We start from the raw sequence: 21,719 nt of genomic DNA on the forward strand, positions 1-21,719 counted from the left end.
GGGGACGGGCCGTACGGGATCATCTCCGTACGGCCCGTTCCCGTTCGGGCCCGGGCAGGCGGGAAGAAGAGATCATGCGGCGTCGTGCCGGAAGGGGTCGTGCGGGCCCCGGAGCGGGGTTCCGCCGCCGGTGGCTGGTGCCGGGGGTGTGCGCGCTCGTCCTGCTGGGGCTGACGCATCCGCTGCGCCCCGGCCCGGCGGCGCTCCTGGACTCCGTGGAGGGGCGGCTGAGCGTCGCGACCTGGAACATGTGCGGGGTCCGGCAGTGGAACTGCGAGGGCACCGGGACCGGCGCCGCGAAGGTCCGGGCGCTGGAACGGCTGGCCGTCACCGAGGGCGCCCGCGTCATCATGCTGCAGGAAGCCTGCTCGGGGGACCTCGCCGCCGCCCGGAGCGCGCTGGGGGCGGGCTGGAACACCACGTTCGTGCCGTACGCGGTCCAGGACGCGGCGGGGCGGCGTACGGAGGTCCGGTGCGCGGGAGCGGGGACGGCGGGCCTCGCGATACTCGCCCTCTCCTCGCTCACCGGAGTCTCGGTGGTGCCCGCACCGCAGCCGGCGGCCGGGCTGCACCGGGGGATCGTCTGCGCCACGGCCGCCGATCTCGCCGTCCGGGTGTGCAACGCCCACCTCAGTCTGCCGGGCGCCGGCCGGGACCGGGAGTTCCGCGACGACCAGCTGGCGTCGCTGGTGGGCGCGGCGGACCGGCGCACGGTGTTCGGCGGCGACCTGAACAGCGCCCCGCCCGGGCCCGGCGACAGGGACAGCTGGATCTGGCCGTACGCCGCCTACCGCACCTACCGGGAGTGCGACCAGGCCTCGGCCGCCTCACGCGGCGGCAGGGCCACGCACCGCACGGGGCACAAGGTGGACTACCTCTTCACCGCGCTGCCCCGCACGCGCTGCTCCGTGGCCGGCACCGGGGCCTCGGACCACCTGGCGCTCGTCATGCGGGTCGGTATCCGGGGGTGAGGCCGTCCAGGGCGTTGACCACGCCGAAGGTGACCGCGGAGCGCGGGGACTCGGTGCCGTTCGGGTCCACCGCGTAGCACTCCACGGTGTGCTGACCGTCCATCCAGGACCAGCCCGATTCCCAGGACCAGCCGCCGTCCGGCGCGACCGGCGTCATCCCGAGGGGCATGCCGTCCTCGGTGAACCCCACGTGTGCCGCCCCCTGGGCGTACCCCATGAGTCCGATGACGGGGCCGGACACCTGCTGGCCGGGGGCCGGGACCGAGACGACCGGTGCGGGGAGCGCCGTCGGGGTCCGGCCGGGGAACGGCAGGCCCGCGGAGGGCGGGCCGCCGGATGCCGGTGCCGCCGCCGCCGGACTCCGCGGCGGAACGGTGAACACGACCTCGGTCCGCGGGGAGTGGAAGCCCGCCGGGTCCACCGCGAACAGGCGGACGACGTGCTTGCCGGCCGCCCAGTCACGGCCCGGGTCCCAGCTCCAGTTCCCGTCGGGCCCGACCTGGGGGGACGTCAGGAACTTCCCGTTCTCCCAGAGGCTCACCCGCACCGCGCCGGGCGCCGAGCCGGCGAAGAGCACCGTCCGTCCCGGCGTCGTACCGCCCTGCACGGGCGCGTGGACCTGGGGCGCGGCGAAGGTGTCCTTGAGCCGGGACGTCGACCTGAGGTAGTCGTCGATGCCGGCGGTGCCGCGGTCCGGTTCCTCGTACCCGTTGCGGATGGTCCCGATGCGGGGTGTGACGCCGTCGACGAGGAGGTTGGCCAGGCCCAGCATGACGGGGAGGTTGCGCAGCGTCACCTTGCCGTGGCCGGCGATGAGGGGTGAGTCGTTGTAGATGAAGTTGAAGTTGCTGTAGTCGCGGAAGTGCCCGAGGTACGGCTCGACGTGCTGCCGGTACTGCTCGTCCTGCGGCGAGGAGATCAGGTAGATGTTGGCGTCGCGGTTGCCGCTGCGCCACACCGTCTCCGGCAGCAGGGCGTCGATGATCCCGACGTTGTGCTCCGGCACGCCCTCGCCCATCATGAAGCGCGCCGTGGGCTTCATGTGCTCCTTCACGAAGGAGCCGATCTCGAACTGGGGCACGCTGGCCACGATGTCGCGGAACCCGTACTTCAGCCCGTAGTACAGGGCCGCGGTGCCGCCCTTCGAGCTGCCGAACATGATGCAGTCGGCCGGGGTCAGGTCGAGCGCGTGCATGACGCGGGAGATGAGGCCGATGACGGACTCCTCCAGCGAGAAGTCCATCTCCTTGCACAGGTAGTAGCTGTTCACCCCGTCGAACTTGTCGCGTATCCAGAGGATGTTGGAGCGCGTCCTGTCGAGGACCCCGTTGCCCCACCCGTACTCCTCGGGCGCGTTGAGGTTGGCGAAGACGACCATCAGGCGCCGGTTGCCGTTCCTCGCGTGCGTGAACCTGTACTCGATGGGGAACTTCCCCGACGCCTCCACGCCCGTGAAGATCCGGCGGCCGGCCGCGGCGGTGTCAGACATGCGCGGAATCCATTCTCACCGGGGACTGCTGTCCGGCCGGCGGGTACGGGTCCTGGCCCGCGCCGCCCTCCTGGTGGAGGACCGCCCTCGCGGTACCGTCGCCGGCCCGCGGAAGGAACCCGAGGCCGCCGGCCGGCCCGTGTGCCCCGGCCGGGTGCGCGAGATCGCCTCCGGCGGCGAGGATGTGGTCCGCCAGCCGGGCCGAGGCGTACCCGTCGTCCAGGTCGCAGAACTCCTCCTGGAACCACTGGTAGCGGTCGGCGTAGCCCTCCTGGATGCGGTCGATGTCCTCGACGGCCGAGACGAGTTCGGCGGACTCGAAGAGCAGGGGCCCGGGGGCGCTCCGCTCGAAGTCGAAGTAGAAGCCCCGGAGCGTGTCGCGGTAGTGGTCCAGGTCGTACGTGAAGAACAGGATGGGGCGTCCCGTGTTGACGAAGTCGAACATCAGGGACGAGTAGTCCGTGATCATCACGTCGGTGATGAGGGAGAGGTCCGCCATGTCCGGGTAGTCGGACACGTCGAAGACGAAACCGTCCCCGGCGCCGGGGACCGGGTCCACGACGTTGGGGTGGCGGCGGACCATCAGCACGTGGTCGGCGCCGAGGCGGGCGCGGGCGTCGTCGAGGTCGATCCGGAAGTCGAACTTGTACTTGCCGGGTGCGTAGAACTGGTCGTCGCGCCAGGTGGGGGCGTACATGATGACGCGCTTGCCCGGGGGCAGCCCGATGCGCCGTCTGATCTCCTCGGCGCGGCGCTCCGTGCCCGGCCGCCGGAGGATGTCGTTGCGGGGGTAGCCGCACTCGACCATCTCCCCGGGGAACTGGAAGGCCCGCTGGAGGATGGGGGTGGAGAAGCTGTTCGGGGAGACCAGCATGTCCCAGTTCCGCACCTCCTTCGCGACCCGCTCCAGGTAGCGCTGGTCGGCGAAGTGGACGGCCTCGATGTCGTGGCCGATCTTCTTCAGCGGCGTGCCGTGCCAGGTCTGCACGACGACCTGGTCGTCGCGCTTCTGGAACCAGTCGGGGAGGTGGTTGTTGGCGACGACGTAGCGGGAGGTCGCCAGGGCCTCGTACCACTCCAGGGACCACATGCGGACCGGGCGGGCCGTCGGCGGCACGGCGACCTGGTCGTCGCGGACCACCCACAGGTGCTCCAGGCCGGCTCCGCGCCGGACCAGTTCCTCGTGGACGGCGCGCGGACTGTCCGAGTACTGGGTCCCCTTGAAGGCGTCGAACAGCACGGCGGGCCTGATCGGCGCGCGGCGTGCCTGGGGGTAGCTCCTGGTGCGCAGCAGCTTCTGCCGGTAGGGGCCCCTGGCGTCCTCGGCCATGGCGGAGCGGACGAGGAGCGAGAGCCGGTCGTAGGCCTCGGCCTGGAGGTCGTACCCCCGGCCCGCGGCCTCCATCTCCTGCGGGAAGGTGGGGACGAGGCTCTGCTCGATCTTGAGCATGAGGTCGGGCAGCCGCTCGTCCGGCGGCACCTCGGAGGGGTCCTGACGGCGCAGGAAGAAGTCCCAGCGGCCCGCGGCGAGCGGGATGGCCCCGGCCAGGGTGCGCGCCGCCGCGGGGGTGACCACGCACCGGAAGCGGTCGCCGTCCCACTCGACCGGGACCGCGCGCTCCGCGCCGTGGGCGCGTGACCGCACGACCACGTGGGCCGCGTCCCTCTCGCGCGGGGTGAGCCGGTCCGCGAAGGCGTAGCGGCCGACGAGTTCGAGCGAGCCGTCCTCGCGCCAGCCGTGGTCGGAGACCAGCGGCAGGGCGGCGCGCTCGAAGAGGACCACGTAGCCGGACCCGTTGCGGTGGACGACGATCTCGCGGTCGCCGTCGTCGGTCTGGAGCCCTTCGGGCATGCGGTAGTGCCCGTCGTCGGTGTCCTCGGCCATCACGGGGTACAGCGCCGCCTTGCGCCCCTCCACGTGGACGGTGGTCTTCCAGCCGTTGCTCCCCATGGTCCACGCCTGGGGGACGGCGCCGTCGCCCGATCCCCGGGAGCCCGGTACCAGGCTGGTCAGCGGGACGCGCGCGACGAAGGTGCACCAGCCCTCGCCGCCGGGCTGGAAGGACATCCGGGCGTCGTGGCGCCCGGCGCCGTTCATGCTGGTGACGCGGAGCTTCCCCCACTCGGGGACCGCGGGGCCGAGGAGGACCCCGCCGATCTCGAGGTACTGGCCGGCCACCCGGTGCCTGGTGATGCGGCACCGCACCCGCTCGACGCGGATCTTGAGGCCGCCCTGCACGAACAGGGGCACGATGCGCGTGTTCCTGTCGACGTAACGGGCGGGCGGGTTGGCCGCGGATCCCGCCCCGCCGCGTCCGATGCTCTTGTACCGGAACAGGCCGCGGCTGAACACCCCGGCCGCGACGTCCCAGGTGCCCTCCACCCACTCGCCCTTCTTCTTGAGGCGTGTGGTGTCGAAGCGGCTCTCGAAGCCGGCCCAGTCGTAGCAGTAGCGGTTCTGGTTCGAGTGCTCGGTGGCCTGCGGGTAGAACGTGGTCCTGGCCAGGTTGACGAGCGTGCTGCTGGTCTTCTTGTTCCGCAGGGCCAGCATCTTGGTGGACATGTGGCGCTTGTGGACGTTGATGAAGCGCACGTAGGCGGACCCGGTCAGGGTGAGCCACTCGCCGGTCCACCGCGCGTCGGTGAGCGAGCTGAAGGGCGACAGCTCCTTGTCGAGCCGGTAGTCACGCTTGTAGAGCCCCGTCTCCCGGTTGCCCAGGTGCGGGTAGTTCAGGTAGCGGCGGAAGCGCCTGCGGACCGGCAGCGGACCGCCTTTCCGCTCGAACTCGAGTACGTCCATGAGTTCGTCGAGCCGCCCCTGGTGCACGAGGAGCCACTTCACGCGGGCGTCGGCGGGGAGTTCCTCGATGAGGTCGTCGTCCGCCTCGCCCAGGAAGGCCTGGGCGGCGTACATGAACGCGTCGCGGTACTCCTCGTCCGCGTCGGGAAGCACCTTCAGGTGCAGCATCAGGTCGGACTTCAGGCAGGCGAGGTCGTACTTGCGCTTGTGGTCCCGGAACGAGCGGGAGCGGTGCTGGCCGAGGAACCGGCTGACGGACTGCACGGCTGCGACGCGGTCCTGGAGGTTGCTGAGCTCGGTGTGCCGCTGGGTGATCGACGGGGCGGCTCCCCCGTCACGCCTGCGCCAGAAGTAGACGATGTCGCTGATGACATCGACCTTCTTCGCCTTGAAGTGGGCGAACATGTTGACCCAGGAGTCCTCGTAGAGAACTCCTTCGGGGAACTGGATGAAGTGGTAGTCCCAGAAACTCCGCCGGAACACCTTGTTCCAGACGGTGCGGTCGTAGATGAGCGCCTCGAAACGGGTGATGTGGGTGCCCTTGCGGTCCCGCTGCATCGGCCCCTTGTGCAGGGGGGACTGCCACTTCGTCGTGGAGTTCATCATCTGCACGTTGCCGGAGACGAAATCCGATCCGGACTCCGAGAGGGTGCGGATGAGGAGTTCGTAGGCGTATTCGGGAATGACGTCGTCGCCGTCGGCGAACACCAGGAACTCGCCGGACGGATGCATCGCGCGCAGCCCGGTGTTGCGGGCGTGGCCGGGGCCGTGCGACTCCTGGCGTATCAGGTGGAAGCGGGGGTCGTCGGCGCAGAAGCCCTCGGCGATAGCCGTGGAGGAGTCCGTCGATCCGTCGTCGACCATCAGGACCTCGAAATCACCGAAGGTCTGTCTCGCGATGGACTCCAGGCACTCCGTGAGATACGTCTCGACGTCCTGGAACGGGACGATCACGCTCAGACGTGGCCCAGCGGTCACTATGCACACTCCAGTTCGAGGCAGGAGAGATCACCTGCACCATTCCGACGTCCCGACCCCGCGCATCGCCCGGCCGGGTCTTCATCGACCCGAGCCGGACACCCCCGTCGAGCGCTCGCGGCTCAGCTCTCGAACTGTCGCTTCAGACGCAAATCTTAAATGAACATTAAAAGATGTCAACGTGCAGATTCGGTGCAAGATCATGCACAGCACTCGACAGGGTCGCGTGATACACGCCATACTTCGCGGCGCACAACCTAAAGGGTCACTCGTCGATCTGACTCAGAACGCCCTGAGCCGTACGGCCCGCCCGTCACGGGAACGGCGGGGCCGGGAAACGGCCCGGCCGGAGCTCAGAGAGTGCGCCATTCCGAAAGGGTCAGCCCGGGTTCGTCCGTCTGCCGGGCCACCTTCGGGACCCCGTCCTCGCCGACGACCGCCACCACGAGCCTGCCGAACACGTCCTGGGCGAGCGCCGGCGCGGCCAGACACCGCAGCCCCGTGTCCGACCACCACATGCCGTTGCCCTCGTCCTCGGTGACACCCACTCCCACGACGGCGGTGCCCTCCGCTCCGCGATGGGCCAGCACCGTGCAGTCGTAACCGTCCAGGAACGTGCGGACGGCCGTGTGCGGGCCTTCACCCGGCGCGCCCCCCAGCGCCATCGGCCAGCCTCCCGCCCGGTAGGCCACCACTCCGCGGCCGCCCGGATCGGTCCAGTAGAAGGTGGGCCGGTCGGGGCCTGTCTCCAGGACGGCCAGGGTGTCCCGGGCCACCGCGAGCCGGGCCGGGTACCCGTCGCCCAGGACGCCGCCCGGCTCCTTCTGGAACCAGTGGAGCGTGCCCTCGGTGGTCGTCGCGAACAGCTCCATGCGGCCCGACGAGAGCGCGATGCCGGCGAGGCCCCCCTCGACGCCGGTCACACCCTTGCGGTCCTCCCACCCCCGCCACTTGCCGTCGCTCCGCTCGCGCCGGAGGGTCAGACCGCCGTCCGCCTTCCGGACGAAGACGTGCACCATCCCCGTGCCGGTCACCACGACGGCCGGGACACCGAGCGCGGCGGCGTCCTGGGGGTCCTTGTGCGGGTTGCCCAGCGAACGCCACTCGGTGACCGCGCGCCCCGACTGGTACTGGATCGCGTACACGACGTCCACGGTGGTCCGGCGGTCGGCCGTCCGGCGCTCACGGCGCCCGACGAGGTGCACGTAGGAGTTGGCGTCCTGGGTGACGGTCAGATCGGAGAGACCCGGCACGGGGAGCAGTACGGGCGGTTCCCAGACCAGACTTCCCGGACGGCTCTCCGTCCAGCGCCTGATCCCGCCCTCGGCCGGGGCGTACGCCGTGAGACGGCCCTCCTTGCCCCGGGTGAGCCGGATGCCGCGCACCGCGTCCGCTCCGGGAGCGACCCTGGAGGCCGCGCGGGAATCCTGTCCGAGCATTTCCGCAGTCACCTTCCCAGGCATCCGGCACATCGCGCATGATTTCGAATCTGGCACATACTAGTCCCTCACATGAGAGATTATTCAGTGCTCGAACGGTGACGGCCCGGTGCCGGGCGGGCGGCCTCGCGAGGGGGGAACGGCTCGCGAGGAACCCCACAGCACTCGTACGTGTAAGCGATGAACTGTCTATAGTGCTACGCACACCGAAGTCGGACCGGCTCCTCCCCCCACCCGGGTCCAACCCGCCGACAGCCCTACCGGGCCGCGAGATCAAGGGACTCGAACAGGATGAGCAACGACGTCATGCCTCCGGGCGGACGCGCCTCACGCCGGGGTGAATCCCCCGCACGGGGCCGCAAGAAGGAACGCAGGCGCCGCAGCGGCCTCAAGATCACGCTCCTGGTGCTGCTGGTGCTCCTGCTCGCCGCCGGTGGTACCGCGTACTGGATGTACCGGGACCTCGACAACAACATCACGGGCGTCGACATCAACAAGGCGCTCGGCGAGGACCGTCCGGAGAAGCTCCCCACCACGGGCCAGAACCTCCTCGTCCTCGGTTCCGACTCCCGTGCCGGGGCGGAGAACCAGGAGCTGGGCGGGGGCGGCGCCGTCAGCGGGGCGCGGTCGGACACGGCCCTGGTGGTGCACATACCCGAGGGCCGCACCCAGGCCGTCGCCGTCTCCATCCCGCGCGACACCCTGGTGACGCGGCCGGAGTGCGCCAAGGCGGACGGTTCGACCATGGCGTCCGCCGAGCGGGTCATGTTCAACTCCGTCTACTCCCAGGTCGGTCCGGCCTGTGTGGTGAAGACCGTGGAGAAGATGTCCGGGGTCCGGATCGACCACTACCTGGAGATCAACTTCGCCGGGTTCAAGGACCTGGTCGACGCGATCGGCGGGGTCACCGTCAAGGTCGACGAACCGATCAAGGACAAGGCCTCGGGCCTCGACCTGACGGCCGGTACGCACAAGCTCGACGGCACCGAGTCCCTCGCCTTCGTCCGCACCCGGCACGGCATCGGGGACGGCAGCGACCTCGGCCGGATCGGGCTCCAGCAGCAGTTCCTGCTCGCGCTGCTCACCGAGATCAAGTCGCAGGACCTGCTGGGCAGTCCGGCGACCACGTACAAGATCGCCAAGTCCGCGACCAAGTCGCTGACGACCGACGACGGGCTCGCCTCGCTGACCTCGCTCAGCGAGTTCGCGCGCTCGATGAACGGCGTCGATCCCTCCGCCATGGAGACGATCATGCTGCCGGTCGCCTACGACAAGCAGGACCCCAACCGCGTCGTGGCGGCGGATCCGCAGGCGGGCGAACTCTGGAAGGCGATCCGCACCGACGGGACGATCCCCGAGTCGGCGAAGAAGTCCCCGGCCACCGGCGGCTGACCTGACGGCGGCGGCCGTACCGTGCGGGGCCCGTACGGTACGGCCGCCGCCGTGTCGCGGCGCCCCCGGGTCAGGAGGCCTTCGCCAGGCGGCTGTTGCGGCGCCCGTACGCGACGTAGATGATGACGCCGATCACCATCCAGATCCCGAACCGGAGCCAGGTCTCGGCCGGCAGGTTCAGCATCAGCCAGACCGACGCGGCCACCGAGAGGACCGGCAGCAGCGGCACCCACGGGGTGCGGAAGGCGCGGTGGAGCCCGGGGCGGGTGCGGCGCAGCACGATCACACCGAGGGCGACGACCACGAACGCGAAGAGCGTGCCGATGTTCACCAGGGTCGCGAGTTCGTCGATGCTCGTGAAGCCGGCCACGACCGCGATGATCACCCCGAGCAGGATGGTCGGCCGGTACGGGGTGCCGAACCGCGGGTGCGTCACCGAGAAGAACCTCGGCAGCAGTCCGTCGCGGCTCATCGCGAAGAACACCCGGGTCTGGCCGAGCAGCAGGATCATGCAGACCGTGGTGAGGCCGACCGCCGCACCGAAGCTGATGACGCCCGCGTAGAAGGGGTGACCGACGGCCTTGAAGGCGTCGGCGAGCGGGGCGGTGACCGAGAGGTCGGAGTACTTCTCCATCCCGGTGACCACGACCGAGACGGCGACGTAGAGCAGCGTGCAGATGACCAGCGAGGCCAGGATGCCGCGCGGCATGTCACGCTGCGGGAGCCTGGTCTCCTCGGCCGCGGTGGCCACGACGTCGAAGCCGATGAAGGCGAAGAAGACGATGGAGGCGGCGGTGAAGACGCCCATGACGCCGAAGTTCGTCGGTTCGTAGCCGAAGATGAGCTGGACCAGCGGGGCGTTCAGGCCCGATCCGCCGGGCTGCTTCTGCGCCTCGGGGATGAAGGGCGTGTAGTTCGAGGCCTTGACGAAGAACAGGCCCGCGATGATCACGATGCCCACGACCGCCAGCTTGATGCCGACGACGACCGTGGTGACCCGGGCGGAGAGCTTCATCCCGAGGACCAGGACGACCGTCAGGACCAGCACCAGGGCGAACGCCAGGATGTCGAAGCCGAAGCCGTTCGCCGCATCGGTGCCGGAGAGCGCTCCGGGCATGGTCCAGCCGACGTTCTCCATCAGGGAGCGGACGTAGCCGGACCAGCCGACCGCCACGACCGCGGTGCCCAGGGCGAACTCCAGCACCAGGTCCCAGCCGATGATCCAGGCGACCAGCTCGCCGAGCGAGGCGTACGAGAAGGTGTACGCCGATCCGGCCACCGGGACGGTGGAGGCGAATTCCGCGTAGCAGAGGGCGGCGAGGGCGCAGACGGCCCCGGCCACGACGAAGGCGAGGGCGGTGGCGGGGCCCGCCGTCTCCTTGGCGACCTTGCCCGTGAGGACGAAGATGCCGGTGCCGATGATGACGCCGACCCCGAAGACCGTGAGGTCCAGCGCGGAGAGGGACTTCTTGAGCGCGTGCTCCGGTTCTTCCGTGTCGCGGATGGACTGTTCGACCGTCTTGGTCCGGAACAGCCCCCCTCCGCTGGGTGGCCTGCCCTGCTGCGTGCTCACCGGCGTACCTCCACGCGCTCGTCGTGCACGCCATGATTCGGAACCGCCGGTCCCCGGAATGTCGCCGAACGCACGATATGCCCCGATTTCACGCGAATGGGCCGGTCGGGCCACCCGGGTGAGGTGGTCCGGCCGGCCCTCGGCCGCGCGGACGGGTCAGTCGCGGACGGGCGCCACCGCTCGGCTCTCGTACCGGCCGTCGAGCTTGGCGACCAGGCCGGTGACCTGGCGCGCGATGTCCGGCGCGGTCAGCCCGATCTCGGCCATGACCTCACCGCGCGAGGCGTGGTCGAGGAACACCGGCGGGATGCCGAAGTCGCGCAGCGGTACGTCGACGTCGGCGTCACGCAGCGCCTGGGCGATGGCGGAGCCGACACCGCCGGCCCTGCTGTTGTCCTCGACGGTGACGACGACCCGGTGCTGCGCGGCGAGCGGGGCGAGCGCCTCGTCGACGGGCTTGACCCAGCGGGGGTCGACCACGGTGGTGGAGATCCCCTGGGCGTCCAGCAGGGTCGCGATCTCCAGGCACATCGGGGCGAGCGCCCCGACGGAGACCAGCAGGACGTCGGGCGCGTCCGTGCCGGCCTCGCGCAGGACGTCCATGCCGCCGACGGTGGAGACGGCCTTGACCGCCGGGCCGACCGCGCCCTTGGAGAAGCGCACGACGGTCGGCGCGTCGTCGACGTCGACGGCCTCCCGCAGCTGGGCGCGGACCTGGTCGGCGTCGCGCGGGGCGGCGATGCGCAGCGTCGGCACGCACTGCAGGATCGACATGTCCCACATGCCGTTGTGCGAGGCACCGTCCGTACCGGTGACGCCGGCCCGGTCCAGGACGAAGGTCACACCGCACTTGTGCAGGGCGACGTCCATCAGCACCTGGTCGAAGGCGCGGTTGAGGAAGGTGGCGTAGACGGCGAAGACGGGGTGCAGCCCGCCGGTGGCCAGGCCGGCCGCGGAGACCGCGCCGTGCTGCTCGGCGATCCCGACGTCGTAGATCCGGTCCGGGAAGGCCTCCTCGAACTTGCCGAGGCCGACGGGCTGGAGCATGGCCGCCGTGATGGCGACGACGTCCTCGCGCTCGCGGCCGAGCCTCACCATCTCCTCGCCGAAGACCGAGGTCCAGTCGAGGCCGGAGGTGGAGATGGGCAGGCCGGTGTCCGGGTGGATCTTGCCGACCGCGTGGAAGCGGTCCGCCTCGTCCTCGAGGGCGGGGGTGTAGCCACGGCCCTTCTCGGTGAGGCAGTGCACGATGACCGGGCCGCCGAAGCGCTTGGCGCGCTGGAGGGCGGATTCCAGGGCCTCGATGTCGTGGCCGTCGATCGGCCCGACGTACTTCAGGCCGAGGTCCTCGAACATGCCCTGCGGGGCGATGAAGTCCTTCAGGCCCTTCTTCGCGCCGTGCAGGGTCTCGTACAGCGGCCTGCCGACGACGGGCGTGCGCTCCAGGAGGTCCTTGCCACGGGCCAGGAACCGCTCGTACCCGTCGGTCGTGCGCAGGGTGGCGAGGTGGTTCGCGAGGCCGCCGATGGTCGGGGCGTACGAGCGCTCGTTGTCGTTGACGACGATGACGAGGGGGCGGTCCTTGGCGGCGGCGATGTTGTTCAGCGCCTCCCAGGCCATACCGCCCGTGAGGGCACCGTCACCGATGACGGCGACGACGTGGTCGTCCTTGCCCAGGACCTCGTTGGCCTTGGCGAGGCCGTCGGCCCAGCCGAGCACGGTCGAGGCGTGGGAGTTCTCGATGACGTCGTGCTCGGACTCCGCGCGGGACGGGTATCCCGAGAGTCCGCCCTTGCTCTTGAGCTTCGAGAAGTCCTGCCGGCCGGTGAGCAGCTTGTGCACGTAGCTCTGGTGGCCGGTGTCGAAGAGGACCTTGTCCTGCGGGGACTCGAAGACCCGGTGCAGGGCGATGGTCAGCTCGACCACGCCCAGGTTCGGGCCGAGGTGGCCGCCGGTCTTGGACACCGCCTCGACGAGGAAGGTACGGATCTCGCCGGCGAGCCGGTCCAGCTGCTCGGAGTCGAGCCGGTCCAGGTCGCGCGGTCCCCTGATGCGGGTCAGCAGATCCACCCGTGCCTCCTTGCGTGTGAGCTGATCGAGCGAGCCGATCCGATGAGTCTAATGTTCCGTCGGCGGCCCGGGTCATCGGGCGCCTCATTTGCACCGCGCCGCGCCGGTGGCGCCGGACGCGCGTGTGCCCGGCGCCACCGGGGACGCCGGGCACAGGTGTGCGGGTAGGACGGTCAGGCGCGGCCCGCGGTCTTCTGCGTCTTACGGGTGATGGAGTCGATGACGACCGTGATGAGAAGAACAGCGCCGGTGATCATGTAGTTGATCGGCGTGGCGATGCCTTCCAGTGCCAGGCCGTACTGGATCGAGACGATCACCATGACGCCGAGCAGGGCGTTCCAGGTGCGGCCCCGGCCGCCGAAGAGGCTGGTGCCGCCGATGACGGCCGCCGCGATGACGTTCATCAGGAGGTCGCCGCCGCCGGAGCCCTGGTTGGCCGCGGCGATCTTGGAGGCCCAGAACAGGCCGCCGATCGCCGCGAAGGTGCCGGCGATGGCGAAGACCGAGACGCGGATCGCGGTGACGTTGATGCCGGCGCGCCGGGACGCCTCGACGCTGCCGCCGAGCGCGAAGATCTTGCGCCCGTAGGAGGTGCGGCGCAGGACGAAGTCCGTACCGACCAGCACGACCAGGAAGAGGACCAGGGCCAGCGGGAGGCCGCGGTACTGGTTGAACATGAACGCCGCGCCGAAGCCGAACACGGCGAGCACGACGGTGCGGATCACGATGTCCACGAGCGGCCGCGACGGGACGCCGGCGGCCTCGCGGCGGCGGGTGTCCAGGAACGCGGAGGCGAAGTAGCCGATCACCGCGACGGCCGCGAGACCGTAGGCCGCGGCGACGTCCGAGAAGTAGAACGTGGTCAGCTTGCCGACGACCCCGTCGCTGTCCAGGTTGATCGTGCCGGTGTCACCGAGCAGCTGGAGCATGAAGCCCAGCCAGAACAGCAGGCCGGCGAGGGTGACGGCGAACGCGGGGGCGCCTATCCGGGCGAAGAAGAAGCCGTGGATGGCACCGATGACCGCACCGCTGAGGATCGCGACGAGGACGGCGAGCCACTCGTTCATGCCGTGCGTGACGCTGAGCACGGCGACGACGGCGCCCGAGACACCGCTGACGGAGCCGACCGAGAGGTCGATCTCACCGAGCAGCAGCACGAAGATGATGCCGACGGCCATCATGCCGGTGGCCACCATCGTGACGGCGATGTCGCTGACGTTCTTCGCGGAGAGGAACTCGGAGTTCAGGCTCTGGAAGACGACGCAGATGATGATCAGGCCGATGATCACGGGGATCGAGCCCAGGTCACCGCCGCGCATCTTGCGCCTGAACTCGGTGAGGTAGCCGCCGAGGCCCTGCTCGCGCACGAGGAGCCGGGGGTCGACCACGGTGTCGGCGCCCTTGGCCGCCTCCGGGTTGACCACTGCGGTGGACGTCTTGTCGGTTGTCACTTCTGGGCCTCCGCGTTGCGGGCCGCACGACGGGTCACGGCGTTCTCCGTGGCGCCCGTGATGGCGGAGATGATCTCTTCCTGCGAGGTGGTCTTCACGTCGAAGACCCCGTTGTTCCGGCCCAGCCGGAGCACGGCGACCTTGTCGGCGACGGCCTTCACATCGGCCATGTTGTGGCTGATGAGGATGACCGCGTGGCCCCGCTCGCGCAGCCGCTCCACGAGGTCGAGGACCTGGGCGGTCTGCTCGACGCCGAGCGCGGCGGTGGGCTCGTCGAGGATGACGAGCTTGGGCTCGCCCAGCATCGAGCGGGCGATGGCGACGGTCTGGCGCTGCCCGCCGGAGAGCGACGCGATCGGGATGCGGACGCTGGGGATGCGGATCGACAGCGTGCTGAGGAGCTCGCGCGAGCGGCGCTCCATCTCGACCTCGTCGAGGACTCCGAACCTGCGGAGCTCCCGGCCGAGGTAGAGGTTGCCGACGACGTCGATGTTGTCGCAGAGCGCGAGGTCCTGGTAGACGGTCGCGATCCCCAGACTCTGGGCGTCGTGCGGCTTGTTGATCTGGACGGCCCGGCCGTCCCACTCGATGACGCCGTCATCGATGGGGTGTACTCCGGCGATCGTCTTGACGAGCGTTGACTTGCCGGCACCGTTGTCACCCACGAGGGCGACCACCTCACCGGCGTGGACCTCAAGCTCTACGTCGGTGAGCGCCTGGACGGCACCGAATCGCTTGGAGACCCCTCGCAACGCCAGCACGGGCGTAGCGGACACGTGAACCATCTCCTTCGCCGCCTGACCCGGCGGGGATGCCGCGCCTGGGGGAAGGCGCGGTGGTCGAGCAGAAGAATTGGGGAAGAGCTCCCGAGGCGTTCCGTCCGGCGCCCCGCCCGGTAGCGGGACAGTTGGTGGGCGGGGCGCCGGACAGGCTTCGGGGCCGCCGGGCGGGCCGTGCGGGGCCCGGCCCGGACGGGCAGGGGCCTGCTACAGGCCCGCAGAGGTGCAGGCGGCCTTGTACTTGGCCGTGCAGATCTCGTCGAGCGTCCAGATGCCGTCCTTGATGACGGTGTCCTTGATGTTGGCCTTGGTCAGCGAGACGACCGGGACGAGCACGGTGGCGATGCCCTTCGTGCCGGTGTTGTCGACCTTGGACGTGGCGATGGAGTCGAGCTTCTCGCCCTTGGCGAGCGCGACGGCCATCTGCGCGGCGACGATGCCCTCCTGCGGGTAGGGCTTGTAGACGCTCATGAACTGCTCACCGGTGACGATGCGCTGCACGCCCGCGAGCTCGGCGTCCTGGCCGGTGACCGGCGGGAGCTTGGAGAGCCCGGCGGACTTGAGGGCCTGGATGATGCCCCCGGCCATGCCGTCGTTGGCGGAGTAGACCCCGGCGATCTTGTCCTTGCCGAGGGCCGTGATCGCGCCCTCCATGTTGGAGTTGGCGTTCTCCGGCTTCCACTCCTTGGTGTCGTACTCCTTGCCGTACGTCACCTTGCCGTCGAGGACCGACTTGGCGCCCTTCTTGAAGAGGGCGGCGTTCGGGTCGGTGATCGACCCGTTCATCATCACGACGGTGGGCTTGTCGGCGGTGCCCAGGGCCTCCAGCAGGGCCTTGCCCTGCACGCGGCCGACCTCTTCGTTGTCGAAGGAGGTGTAGGCGTCGATCGGGCCCTCGGCGAGGCGGTCGAAGGCGACGACGGGGATGCCCTCGGCCTTGGCCTTCTTCACGCTGTTCTCGATGGCCTTGGCGTCCACGGCGTCGATGATGAGCGCGTCGACCTTGTTCGTGATCATGGTGTCGACCTGCTGCGCCTGGAGCGTGGCGTCCTGCTTGGCGTTGGCGTAGGTGACCTCCGCCTTGCCGCCGGTCAGCTCGCTGACCTTCTTCTCGATGATCGGCTTGTCGAACTTCTCGTAGCGGGCCGTGACGTTCTCGGGGAGGAGCAGACCGATCTTGAGATCGTCGCCCTTCTTCTTGCCCGCGTCCGTGGTGGCCTTGTCACCGGACTCCTTGGCACTCCCGCAGGCAGCGAGCGAGACGGCCATGGTGGTGGCGGCAACGGCAACGGCGGCACGACGCATACGCGTGTTCATTTCGAACCTCCCTGACGAGGCCGCGACGTTGCGGCCGAGGTGGCTGGAAGTCAACTCGGCCGCAGGGGCGGCGTCAAGGAGTAAATTCTTAACGAGATGACAACGGTGCCATTCGTTATCTAAGTGAAGGCAGGGGTGGCCGCGGGGAGCGTGCTCTCCAAAAGGGTCGAATCCCCCATCTCGCTGAGCACGAGGGCGAGGGCGCCCAGCACCTCGGCCCGGCCCCCGAGCGCCCCGGGGAGCACGGAGAGCTGCCTGGCCGCACTGGGTATGGCGTAGCGCGAGACCGAGTCGCGGATGGGTGCCAGCACCAACTCCCCGGCCTCCGCGAGGGATCCGCCGAGCACGACCCGGCTGGGGTTGAGCAGGTTGCAGAGGTTCGCCACCCCGCTGCCGATGTGCCGGCCGACGTCCCCGATGACCCGGCGGCAGCCCGGATCGCCCTCCCGGGCCAGCTGGACCATCCGCTCCATGGTGAGGTCGGGCCCGTGGCTGGGCCTGAGCAGCGGCAGGACGTACCGGGCCGCGGTGAAGGTCTCCAGGCAGCCGCGGTTCCCGCAGCGGCAGACGGGGCCCGACTCGTCGAGGGTGATGTGGCCGATCTCCCCGGCCGTGCCGCCGGGACCCCGGTAGATGTGCCCGTCGATCACCAGTCCCGCCCCGACACCACTGGCGACCTTGATGTACGCCAGGTCCTTGACGCCCCTGCCGCTGCCCCAGACGAGCTCGCCGAGCGCCCCCAGGTTGGCGTCGTTGTCCACGTACACCGGCACCCCGAGGCGTCCGGCGAGCTCCTGGCCGGGATTGATGCCCGTCCAGCCCGGGAGGATCGAGGTGGAGCCCAGCGTCCCCGATTCGACGTCGATGGGGCCCGGCACGCCGAGACCGACGCCGATCACCTTCTCCGGGGCGATCCCCGTGGTCTCGACCAGGCGGTTGACCAGCTGTTCCGCCCGCCCGAAGCCCTGGGCCGACGAGGCGTCCACGTCGAGCGGCTCGGACTCCTCGGCCAGCACCTGGTGGGCCAGGTTGCCGATGGCGACCCGGAGGTGGGTGTGCCCGAAGTCGACCCCTATGACGATGCCCGCGTCCCCGCTCAGGGACACGCTTCTGGCCCGGCGCCCGCCGGCCGAGGTGGGGGTCACCTCGACCGTGCCGCTGTCCTTGAGTTCACGCACGATGTTGGAGACAGTGGCTGCGGAGAGACCGGTGCTCCTGGCGATCTCGGCCTGGGTCAGGGACCCCGCCATCCTCACGGCACGTACGACCCGCTCAAGGTTGGCCCGATGCAGAGACGTCTGCGACCCCGGAGTCTCCATCGACTCACTCACTCCTGCCGTTTTCTCTAACATGTGAACTCTAAGCTGAGCGTTTTGGGGTGCCCCCCGTCAAGACCTTGAGCAGTGGCAGCCTCGGTTGAGCGCGGCTCCCCTCTTCCCGGCCGGAACGCGGCCGGAGCCCTGACCTCCGCCTGAAACTCTCGAACGCGTCCCGTGCGTGGAGACCTCCGCACCGGCCTTACGCACCGGCGGAACCGTGAACCGTCGGGATTCAGCCATTCCCCGCTCTGCGGAATGACGGATTCCGCGCGCACCCGCTCCGGCGTCCGCGTGATCGACGGCAATTTCACGTACAAGACTTCACGTCAATGGGTTTTTTCGAGACATGGACGGCGTCGCTCAGGATCTTTACCTCCCCATGGCGCCTCCTTGACAACTAAGTTGACCGGGCACGCCGCCGGGCTCCGACGAGTCCGGGCGTGCGGCGACGTACGAGCGGGGGCGAACGTCACGGGGGGAAGGCGTCATCCAGGCCGGAAACGGCCGGCCGCGCGCTGCGCTTCTCTCCGCTCCTCCACCCGTCGGCCGCCTGAAACGTCCCTCACCGAGTGACCGAAGGAGCCCTCGTGGCCGACGAGATGGTGCGCAAGGCGCAGCAGTTCATCAATGGTGTCTACGGAGGAAAGCTGGGCATCGACCGCCTGCCGGAGACCGGGGTGACCGGGTGGTCGACCATGTTCGCCCTGACCCGCGCCCTCCAGTACGAACTGGGCATCACCAGCCTGTCCGACGCGTTCGGTCCCACCACGCTGAACACCCTGACGGCGAAGTACCCGGTGCTCAGCCCGACCACGGTGCCGTCGGAGAACTTCACCAAGATCATCCAGTCGGGGCTGTACTGCAAGGGCTACGACGGCGGTGACATCGACGGCACGTACAGCGCCCGCGTGGCCTCGTCGATGGCCCTCCTGAAGCAGAACATGGGCGTCGACTTCGCCTACCCCGGCGGCAACCTGGTACCGAAGGTCTTCAAGGGCCTCCTGAACATGGACGCCTACGTCGCCTCCAACGGCGGCACGGAGACCATACGGGCGGTCCAGCGGTGGCTCAACGGCTCGTACGTGACCCGCCAGGACTTCTACATCATCCCGGCCGACGGCAACCACTCGCGCGACGTCGCCAGGTCGATGCTCTTCGCCGTGCAGTACGAGCTCGGCATGGCCGACGGCACGGCCAACGGCGTCTTCGGCCCGGGCACCCAGAGCGGGCTCAAGAGCCACACGGTGTCCACCGGCGACTCCGGCCCCTGGGTGCAGCTCTTCTCGGCCGGCATGGTGCTCAACCAGCGTCCGGGCGTCTCCTTCACCGGCACCTTCACCAGCGCCCTGGCCTCGGCCGTCTCGACCTTCCAGTCCTTCGTGAAGCTGCCCGTGACGGGCACCGGCAACTTCTCGACCTGGGCCTCCCTCCTGGTGTCCTACGGGGACCAGTCCCGCAACGGCGAGGCCTGCGACGGCGTCACGAAGATCACCGCCGCGCGTGCCGCCACCCTGAAGGCCCAGGGCATCAGCTACATAGGCCGCTATCTCACGAACCCGATCCCGGACGACCCCGATCTCCCGGAGAAGGAGATCCAGCCCGGGGAACTGCGGACGATCGCCGACAACGGGCTGCGCTGTTTCCCGATCTACCAGACGTTCGGGCGCGCCGCGGCGAACTTCAGCTACCCGCAGGGGCGCGCGGCGGGACAGGCGGCGGTGAACGCGGCGCTGGACCACGGCTTCAGGACGGGCAGCCGGATCTTCTTCGCCGTCGACTTCGACGCCCTGGACGAGGACGTCACGCGCAACGTCCTCCCGCACTTCAAGGGCATCCAGGACGCCATCGCCGACGACGGCAACCGCTTCGGCATCGGCGTGTACGGGCCGCGCAACGTCTGCACGCGCGTCGGGGAGGCGGGCCACGCCACCGCGTCGTTCGTCTCCGACATGTCGTCGGGCTTCTCCGGCAACTTCGGCTACCCGCTGCCGACGAACTGGGCCTACGACCAGATCGTCACCCGCACCGTCGGCAGCGGCGCCGGATCGATCAACATCGACATCAACATCGCCTCGGGACGGGACACCGGACAGGGCGCGTTCGACACCCCCCGGGCACAGCTCCCCGACACCGCGCTGCACTCCGACCTCATCACGGCCATGCGCAGCGACGTCGGCAAGTACATGGAGTCGATCGGCTTCCCCAACGACGGAGGGCTGCGGTCCCACACCCACGAGGAGTGCTTCCGCCGGGTGGTCCTGGAGTACGACAGCGTCACCACGCTCCTCGCCTACCGCTACAACATGCGCAAGGCGCTGATCCAGACGACCGCCTACTGGGAGATGCGGCACATCGACCCCATCGACCTGTCGGTCGACGCCGAGGTCGCGCTGGAGTTCCTGACGACCAGGAGCTTCCGGGACAGCTCCACCGGCATCGCGCAGATCTTCGGCAAGACGGCGGTCCTGGCCTGGAACAACGCCGTCCGGAAGGGGTACGCGGAGGGCTCCATCCGCGATGTCACCAATGACGAGGACAAGTACAACATCTGGGCGGACTGCCGCCACGACGACCAGTTCTCCATGTCGACCGTGCCGCTGATCCACCTCTGGAACGCCGACGGGGCACCGGGCGCGACCCCGGAGGAGACACCGCTGCGCTCGATGCGGCTGAACTACACGGAGTCGGAGATCTTCCAGATCCTCCGGCGCTACCAGGGCACCAACGACGAGGCGGTGCAGCACGCCCGCCAGCGCATGGCCCTGTACCAGATCATGGAGAAGTACAACTCCATCTCCCGGCACAACTGACAGGGCGCGTCGCATGCTGGTGACAGACTCCTCCGACGACCTCCACATCGGGCTCGTGTTCCTGCTGACGCCGCTGGGCGTCGGCCTCACGCTCTGGCTGGCCGTACGCGGTCTGCGGCTGCTGCTCCGCGGACGCGGCACGCGCGACGCGCACACCCTCGTCAGGGGTGCCGCGGCCGCCGCGTGGGCCTGTGCGTTCGGCTTCTACACCTGGGGGCTGCTCCACTTCGCGGCCCTCGACGAGAGCCGCCGGCCGCAGGTCTGCGAGGAACGGCTGGGAGCCGAGCGGGCCCGGTCCGTCGACGGGTACGCCTACGCCTTCCTCCCCCTGGAGTTCAGGTGCCGTGTCACCGGCGGGCAGACGTACGACGCCTTCGTTCCCGGATACGTGAATCCCGCGGCGGGGCTCTTCGGCGTGACCGCCGCCGCACTGACCTACGCCGCCCGCCCGAAGAACTGGCTCGAGGAGACGAAGAAGTGACCGTGAAGATATCCCGCCGGACCGCCCTGAGGCGTGCGGCGTTCGTGGCGGCTGCCGCCGCCGTCGGCTCGCAGGTGCTGTCCGCTCCCGCCCGCGCCGCCGACCGCACTCCCGACCCCGAGACGCTGCGCAAGGAGATCGCCGCGGCGCAGGAGCGCAACAAGCGGGTCCTGAGCGGGGTCCCGTCGAAGAACGGCTGGGAGATGGAGAAGCTGGCGGACGACCGGGGCAGCGTCTACACCAGACCCGTCCCAGGGACCGCTCTCGAAGGCGTGCGGATGCGCATGGGCGACGTGGAGACGGTCCTGGTCCATGTGATCACCCGGTTCCACTACGAGATCGACACCCTGCGCGCCGGGGAGGTGACCGGCTGGCAGGCACCGGGTTCCGTGCGGAAGGGGCTCGCCGAGTCCAACCTGGCGTCCGGCACGGCGGTCCGGATCCGGCCCGGGTCCTACCCGTCGGGCGCCCGCGGGGGCTTCTTCCCCCTCCAGGAGCTGGTGATCCGCGACATCCTCGCCGAGTGCGAGGGCGTGGTGCGCTGGGGCGGCGACGACCGCAGGCCGGACGAGTCGCTGTTCTCCCTCGACGTGCCGCCGGGTGACGAGCGCCTGACGAAGACCGCCGCGAAGATCCGGGGCTGGAACCACACCCCGGGGCTCGGCGCCGGGACCCAGGTGGATCCGTCCCAGGCGCAGCGGCGCAAGGCCGCCGAGCGTCTCGCGGCCCGCCAGGCCTGACCCGGGCCACCGGACGACGCGGAAGGGGGGGGGCCGGGCCGGGGCCGGCGGCCCCGCGGCGCCGCCCGGGGGGGGGGGGTGATAAAAAAAAGAAGCGGGCCCCCACGCAC

14 protein-coding genes are annotated in these 21,719 nt (G+C 69.8%); 5 read left to right on the forward strand and 9 right to left on the reverse strand.

Features of this window, described 5'->3' with window-relative positions:
* Window positions 1-146 precede the first annotated feature (146 nt).
* Window positions 147-971 carry an endonuclease/exonuclease/phosphatase family protein gene (locus ACFVS9_RS24435; protein ID WP_389935408.1) on the forward strand — a complete coding sequence of 275 codons (825 nt, stop codon included), beginning with the start codon at window positions 147-149 and terminating at the stop codon, window positions 969-971.
* Here the strand turns inward: ACFVS9_RS24435 and ACFVS9_RS24440 are convergent.
* The 3 genes from ACFVS9_RS24440 to ACFVS9_RS24450 all read right to left on the reverse strand — a co-directional run bounded on the left by ACFVS9_RS24440 (window position 946) and on the right by ACFVS9_RS24450 (window position 7,677).
* A complete protein-coding gene (locus ACFVS9_RS24440) occupies window positions 946-2,460 on the reverse strand; it encodes a hypothetical protein (protein ID WP_389935411.1) in 1,515 nt (504 codons plus the stop codon). The genes ACFVS9_RS24435 and ACFVS9_RS24440 overlap by 26 nt on opposite strands.
* Window positions 2,453-6,238, reverse strand: coding sequence for a CDP-glycerol glycerophosphotransferase family protein (locus tag ACFVS9_RS24445; protein WP_389935414.1), 3,786 nt, complete (start codon window positions 6,236-6,238; stop codon window positions 2,453-2,455). Before ACFVS9_RS24445 ends, ACFVS9_RS24440 begins: the two co-directional genes overlap by 8 nt.
* A 353-nt stretch (window positions 6,239-6,591) precedes the next feature.
* The gene (locus tag ACFVS9_RS24450; RefSeq protein WP_389935417.1) at window positions 6,592-7,677 is read right to left on the reverse strand and encodes a hypothetical protein; all 1,086 of its coding nucleotides are present in this window, start codon (window positions 7,675-7,677) and stop codon (window positions 6,592-6,594) included.
* 291 nt (window positions 7,678-7,968) lie between these two features.
* Between ACFVS9_RS24450 and ACFVS9_RS24455 the strand changes: the two genes are divergently transcribed.
* On the forward strand, window positions 7,969-9,069 hold the full coding sequence (locus ACFVS9_RS24455) for an LCP family protein (RefSeq protein WP_389935420.1): 1,101 nt from the start codon (window positions 7,969-7,971) through the stop codon (window positions 9,067-9,069).
* 70 nt (window positions 9,070-9,139) lie between these two features.
* Here the strand turns inward: ACFVS9_RS24455 and ACFVS9_RS24460 are convergent, their stop codons facing one another.
* The 6 genes from ACFVS9_RS24460 to ACFVS9_RS24485 form a co-directional block, all read right to left on the reverse strand.
* Window positions 9,140-10,642 (reverse strand): amino acid permease, encoded by a 1,503-nt coding sequence (locus tag ACFVS9_RS24460; RefSeq protein ID WP_383117878.1) that lies wholly within the window; start codon window positions 10,640-10,642, stop codon window positions 9,140-9,142.
* Window positions 10,643-10,798: 156 nt separating this feature from the next.
* Complete coding sequence (gene dxs / locus ACFVS9_RS24465; protein WP_389935423.1) at window positions 10,799-12,712, reverse strand: 1-deoxy-D-xylulose-5-phosphate synthase; 1,914 nt, start codon at window positions 12,710-12,712, stop codon at window positions 10,799-10,801.
* A gap of 173 nt (window positions 12,713-12,885) precedes the next feature.
* Window positions 12,886-14,163 carry a sugar ABC transporter permease gene (locus ACFVS9_RS24470; protein WP_389935426.1) on the reverse strand — a complete coding sequence of 426 codons (1,278 nt, stop codon included), beginning with the start codon at window positions 14,161-14,163 and terminating at the stop codon, window positions 12,886-12,888.
* Window positions 14,160-14,948 carry an ATP-binding cassette domain-containing protein gene (locus tag ACFVS9_RS24475; RefSeq protein ID WP_383117875.1) on the reverse strand — a complete coding sequence of 263 codons (789 nt, stop codon included), beginning with the start codon at window positions 14,946-14,948 and terminating at the stop codon, window positions 14,160-14,162. The genes ACFVS9_RS24470 and ACFVS9_RS24475 overlap by 4 nt, the downstream gene beginning before the upstream one ends.
* 201 nt (window positions 14,949-15,149) lie before the next feature.
* On the reverse strand, window positions 15,150-16,259 hold the full coding sequence (locus ACFVS9_RS24480; RefSeq protein ID WP_383117874.1) for a sugar ABC transporter substrate-binding protein: 1,110 nt from the start codon (window positions 16,257-16,259) through the stop codon (window positions 15,150-15,152).
* Window positions 16,260-16,378: 119 nt separating this feature from the next.
* The gene (locus tag ACFVS9_RS24485; RefSeq protein WP_383117873.1) at window positions 16,379-17,578 is read right to left on the reverse strand and encodes an ROK family protein; all 1,200 of its coding nucleotides are present in this window, start codon (window positions 17,576-17,578) and stop codon (window positions 16,379-16,381) included.
* Between the two features lie 587 nt (window positions 17,579-18,165).
* Here ACFVS9_RS24485 and ACFVS9_RS24490 point away from each other — a divergent pair.
* Genes ACFVS9_RS24490 through ACFVS9_RS24500 form a run of 3 tightly spaced genes read left to right on the forward strand, consistent with a single transcriptional unit; the run spans window position 18,166 to window position 21,609 of the window.
* Window positions 18,166-20,388, forward strand: a complete 2,223-nt coding sequence (locus ACFVS9_RS24490) for a glycoside hydrolase domain-containing protein (RefSeq protein ID WP_389935430.1) — start codon at window positions 18,166-18,168, stop codon at window positions 20,386-20,388.
* Window positions 20,389-20,401: 13 nt separating this feature from the next.
* Entirely contained in the window at window positions 20,402-20,869 is a 468-nt protein-coding gene (locus ACFVS9_RS24495; RefSeq protein ID WP_383117871.1) for a hypothetical protein, read from the forward strand.
* Window positions 20,866-21,609, forward strand: coding sequence for a hypothetical protein (locus ACFVS9_RS24500; protein WP_389935433.1), 744 nt, complete (start codon window positions 20,866-20,868; stop codon window positions 21,607-21,609). The genes ACFVS9_RS24495 and ACFVS9_RS24500 overlap by 4 nt, the downstream gene beginning before the upstream one ends.
* Window positions 21,610-21,719 lie beyond the last annotated feature (110 nt).

The organism is Streptomyces sp. NPDC058008 (assembly GCF_042886395.1).
In the GTDB taxonomy this organism is placed as follows: Bacteria; Actinomycetota; Actinomycetes; order Streptomycetales; family Streptomycetaceae; genus Streptomyces.

What these genes read in the sequence shown, in the direction of transcription:
- ACFVS9_RS24480 (WP_383117874.1), bottom strand. Translation starts at nt 16,259, where the DNA reads ATGAACACGCGTATGCGTCGTGCCGCCGTTGCCGTTGCCGCCACCACC.
- ACFVS9_RS24485 (WP_383117873.1), bottom strand. Translation starts at nt 17,578, where the DNA reads ATGGAGACTCCGGGGTCGCAGACGTCTCTGCATCGGGCCAACCTTGAG.
- ACFVS9_RS24455 (WP_389935420.1), top strand. Translation starts at nt 7,969, where the DNA reads ATGAGCAACGACGTCATGCCTCCGGGCGGACGCGCCTCACGCCGGGGT.
- ACFVS9_RS24495 (WP_383117871.1), top strand. Translation starts at nt 20,402, where the DNA reads ATGCTGGTGACAGACTCCTCCGACGACCTCCACATCGGGCTCGTGTTC.
- ACFVS9_RS24450 (WP_389935417.1), bottom strand. Translation starts at nt 7,677, where the DNA reads ATGCTCGGACAGGATTCCCGCGCGGCCTCCAGGGTCGCTCCCGGAGCG.
- ACFVS9_RS24475 (WP_383117875.1), bottom strand. Translation starts at nt 14,948, where the DNA reads ATGGTTCACGTGTCCGCTACGCCCGTGCTGGCGTTGCGAGGGGTCTCC.
- ACFVS9_RS24440 (WP_389935411.1), bottom strand. Translation starts at nt 2,460, where the DNA reads ATGTCTGACACCGCCGCGGCCGGCCGCCGGATCTTCACGGGCGTGGAG.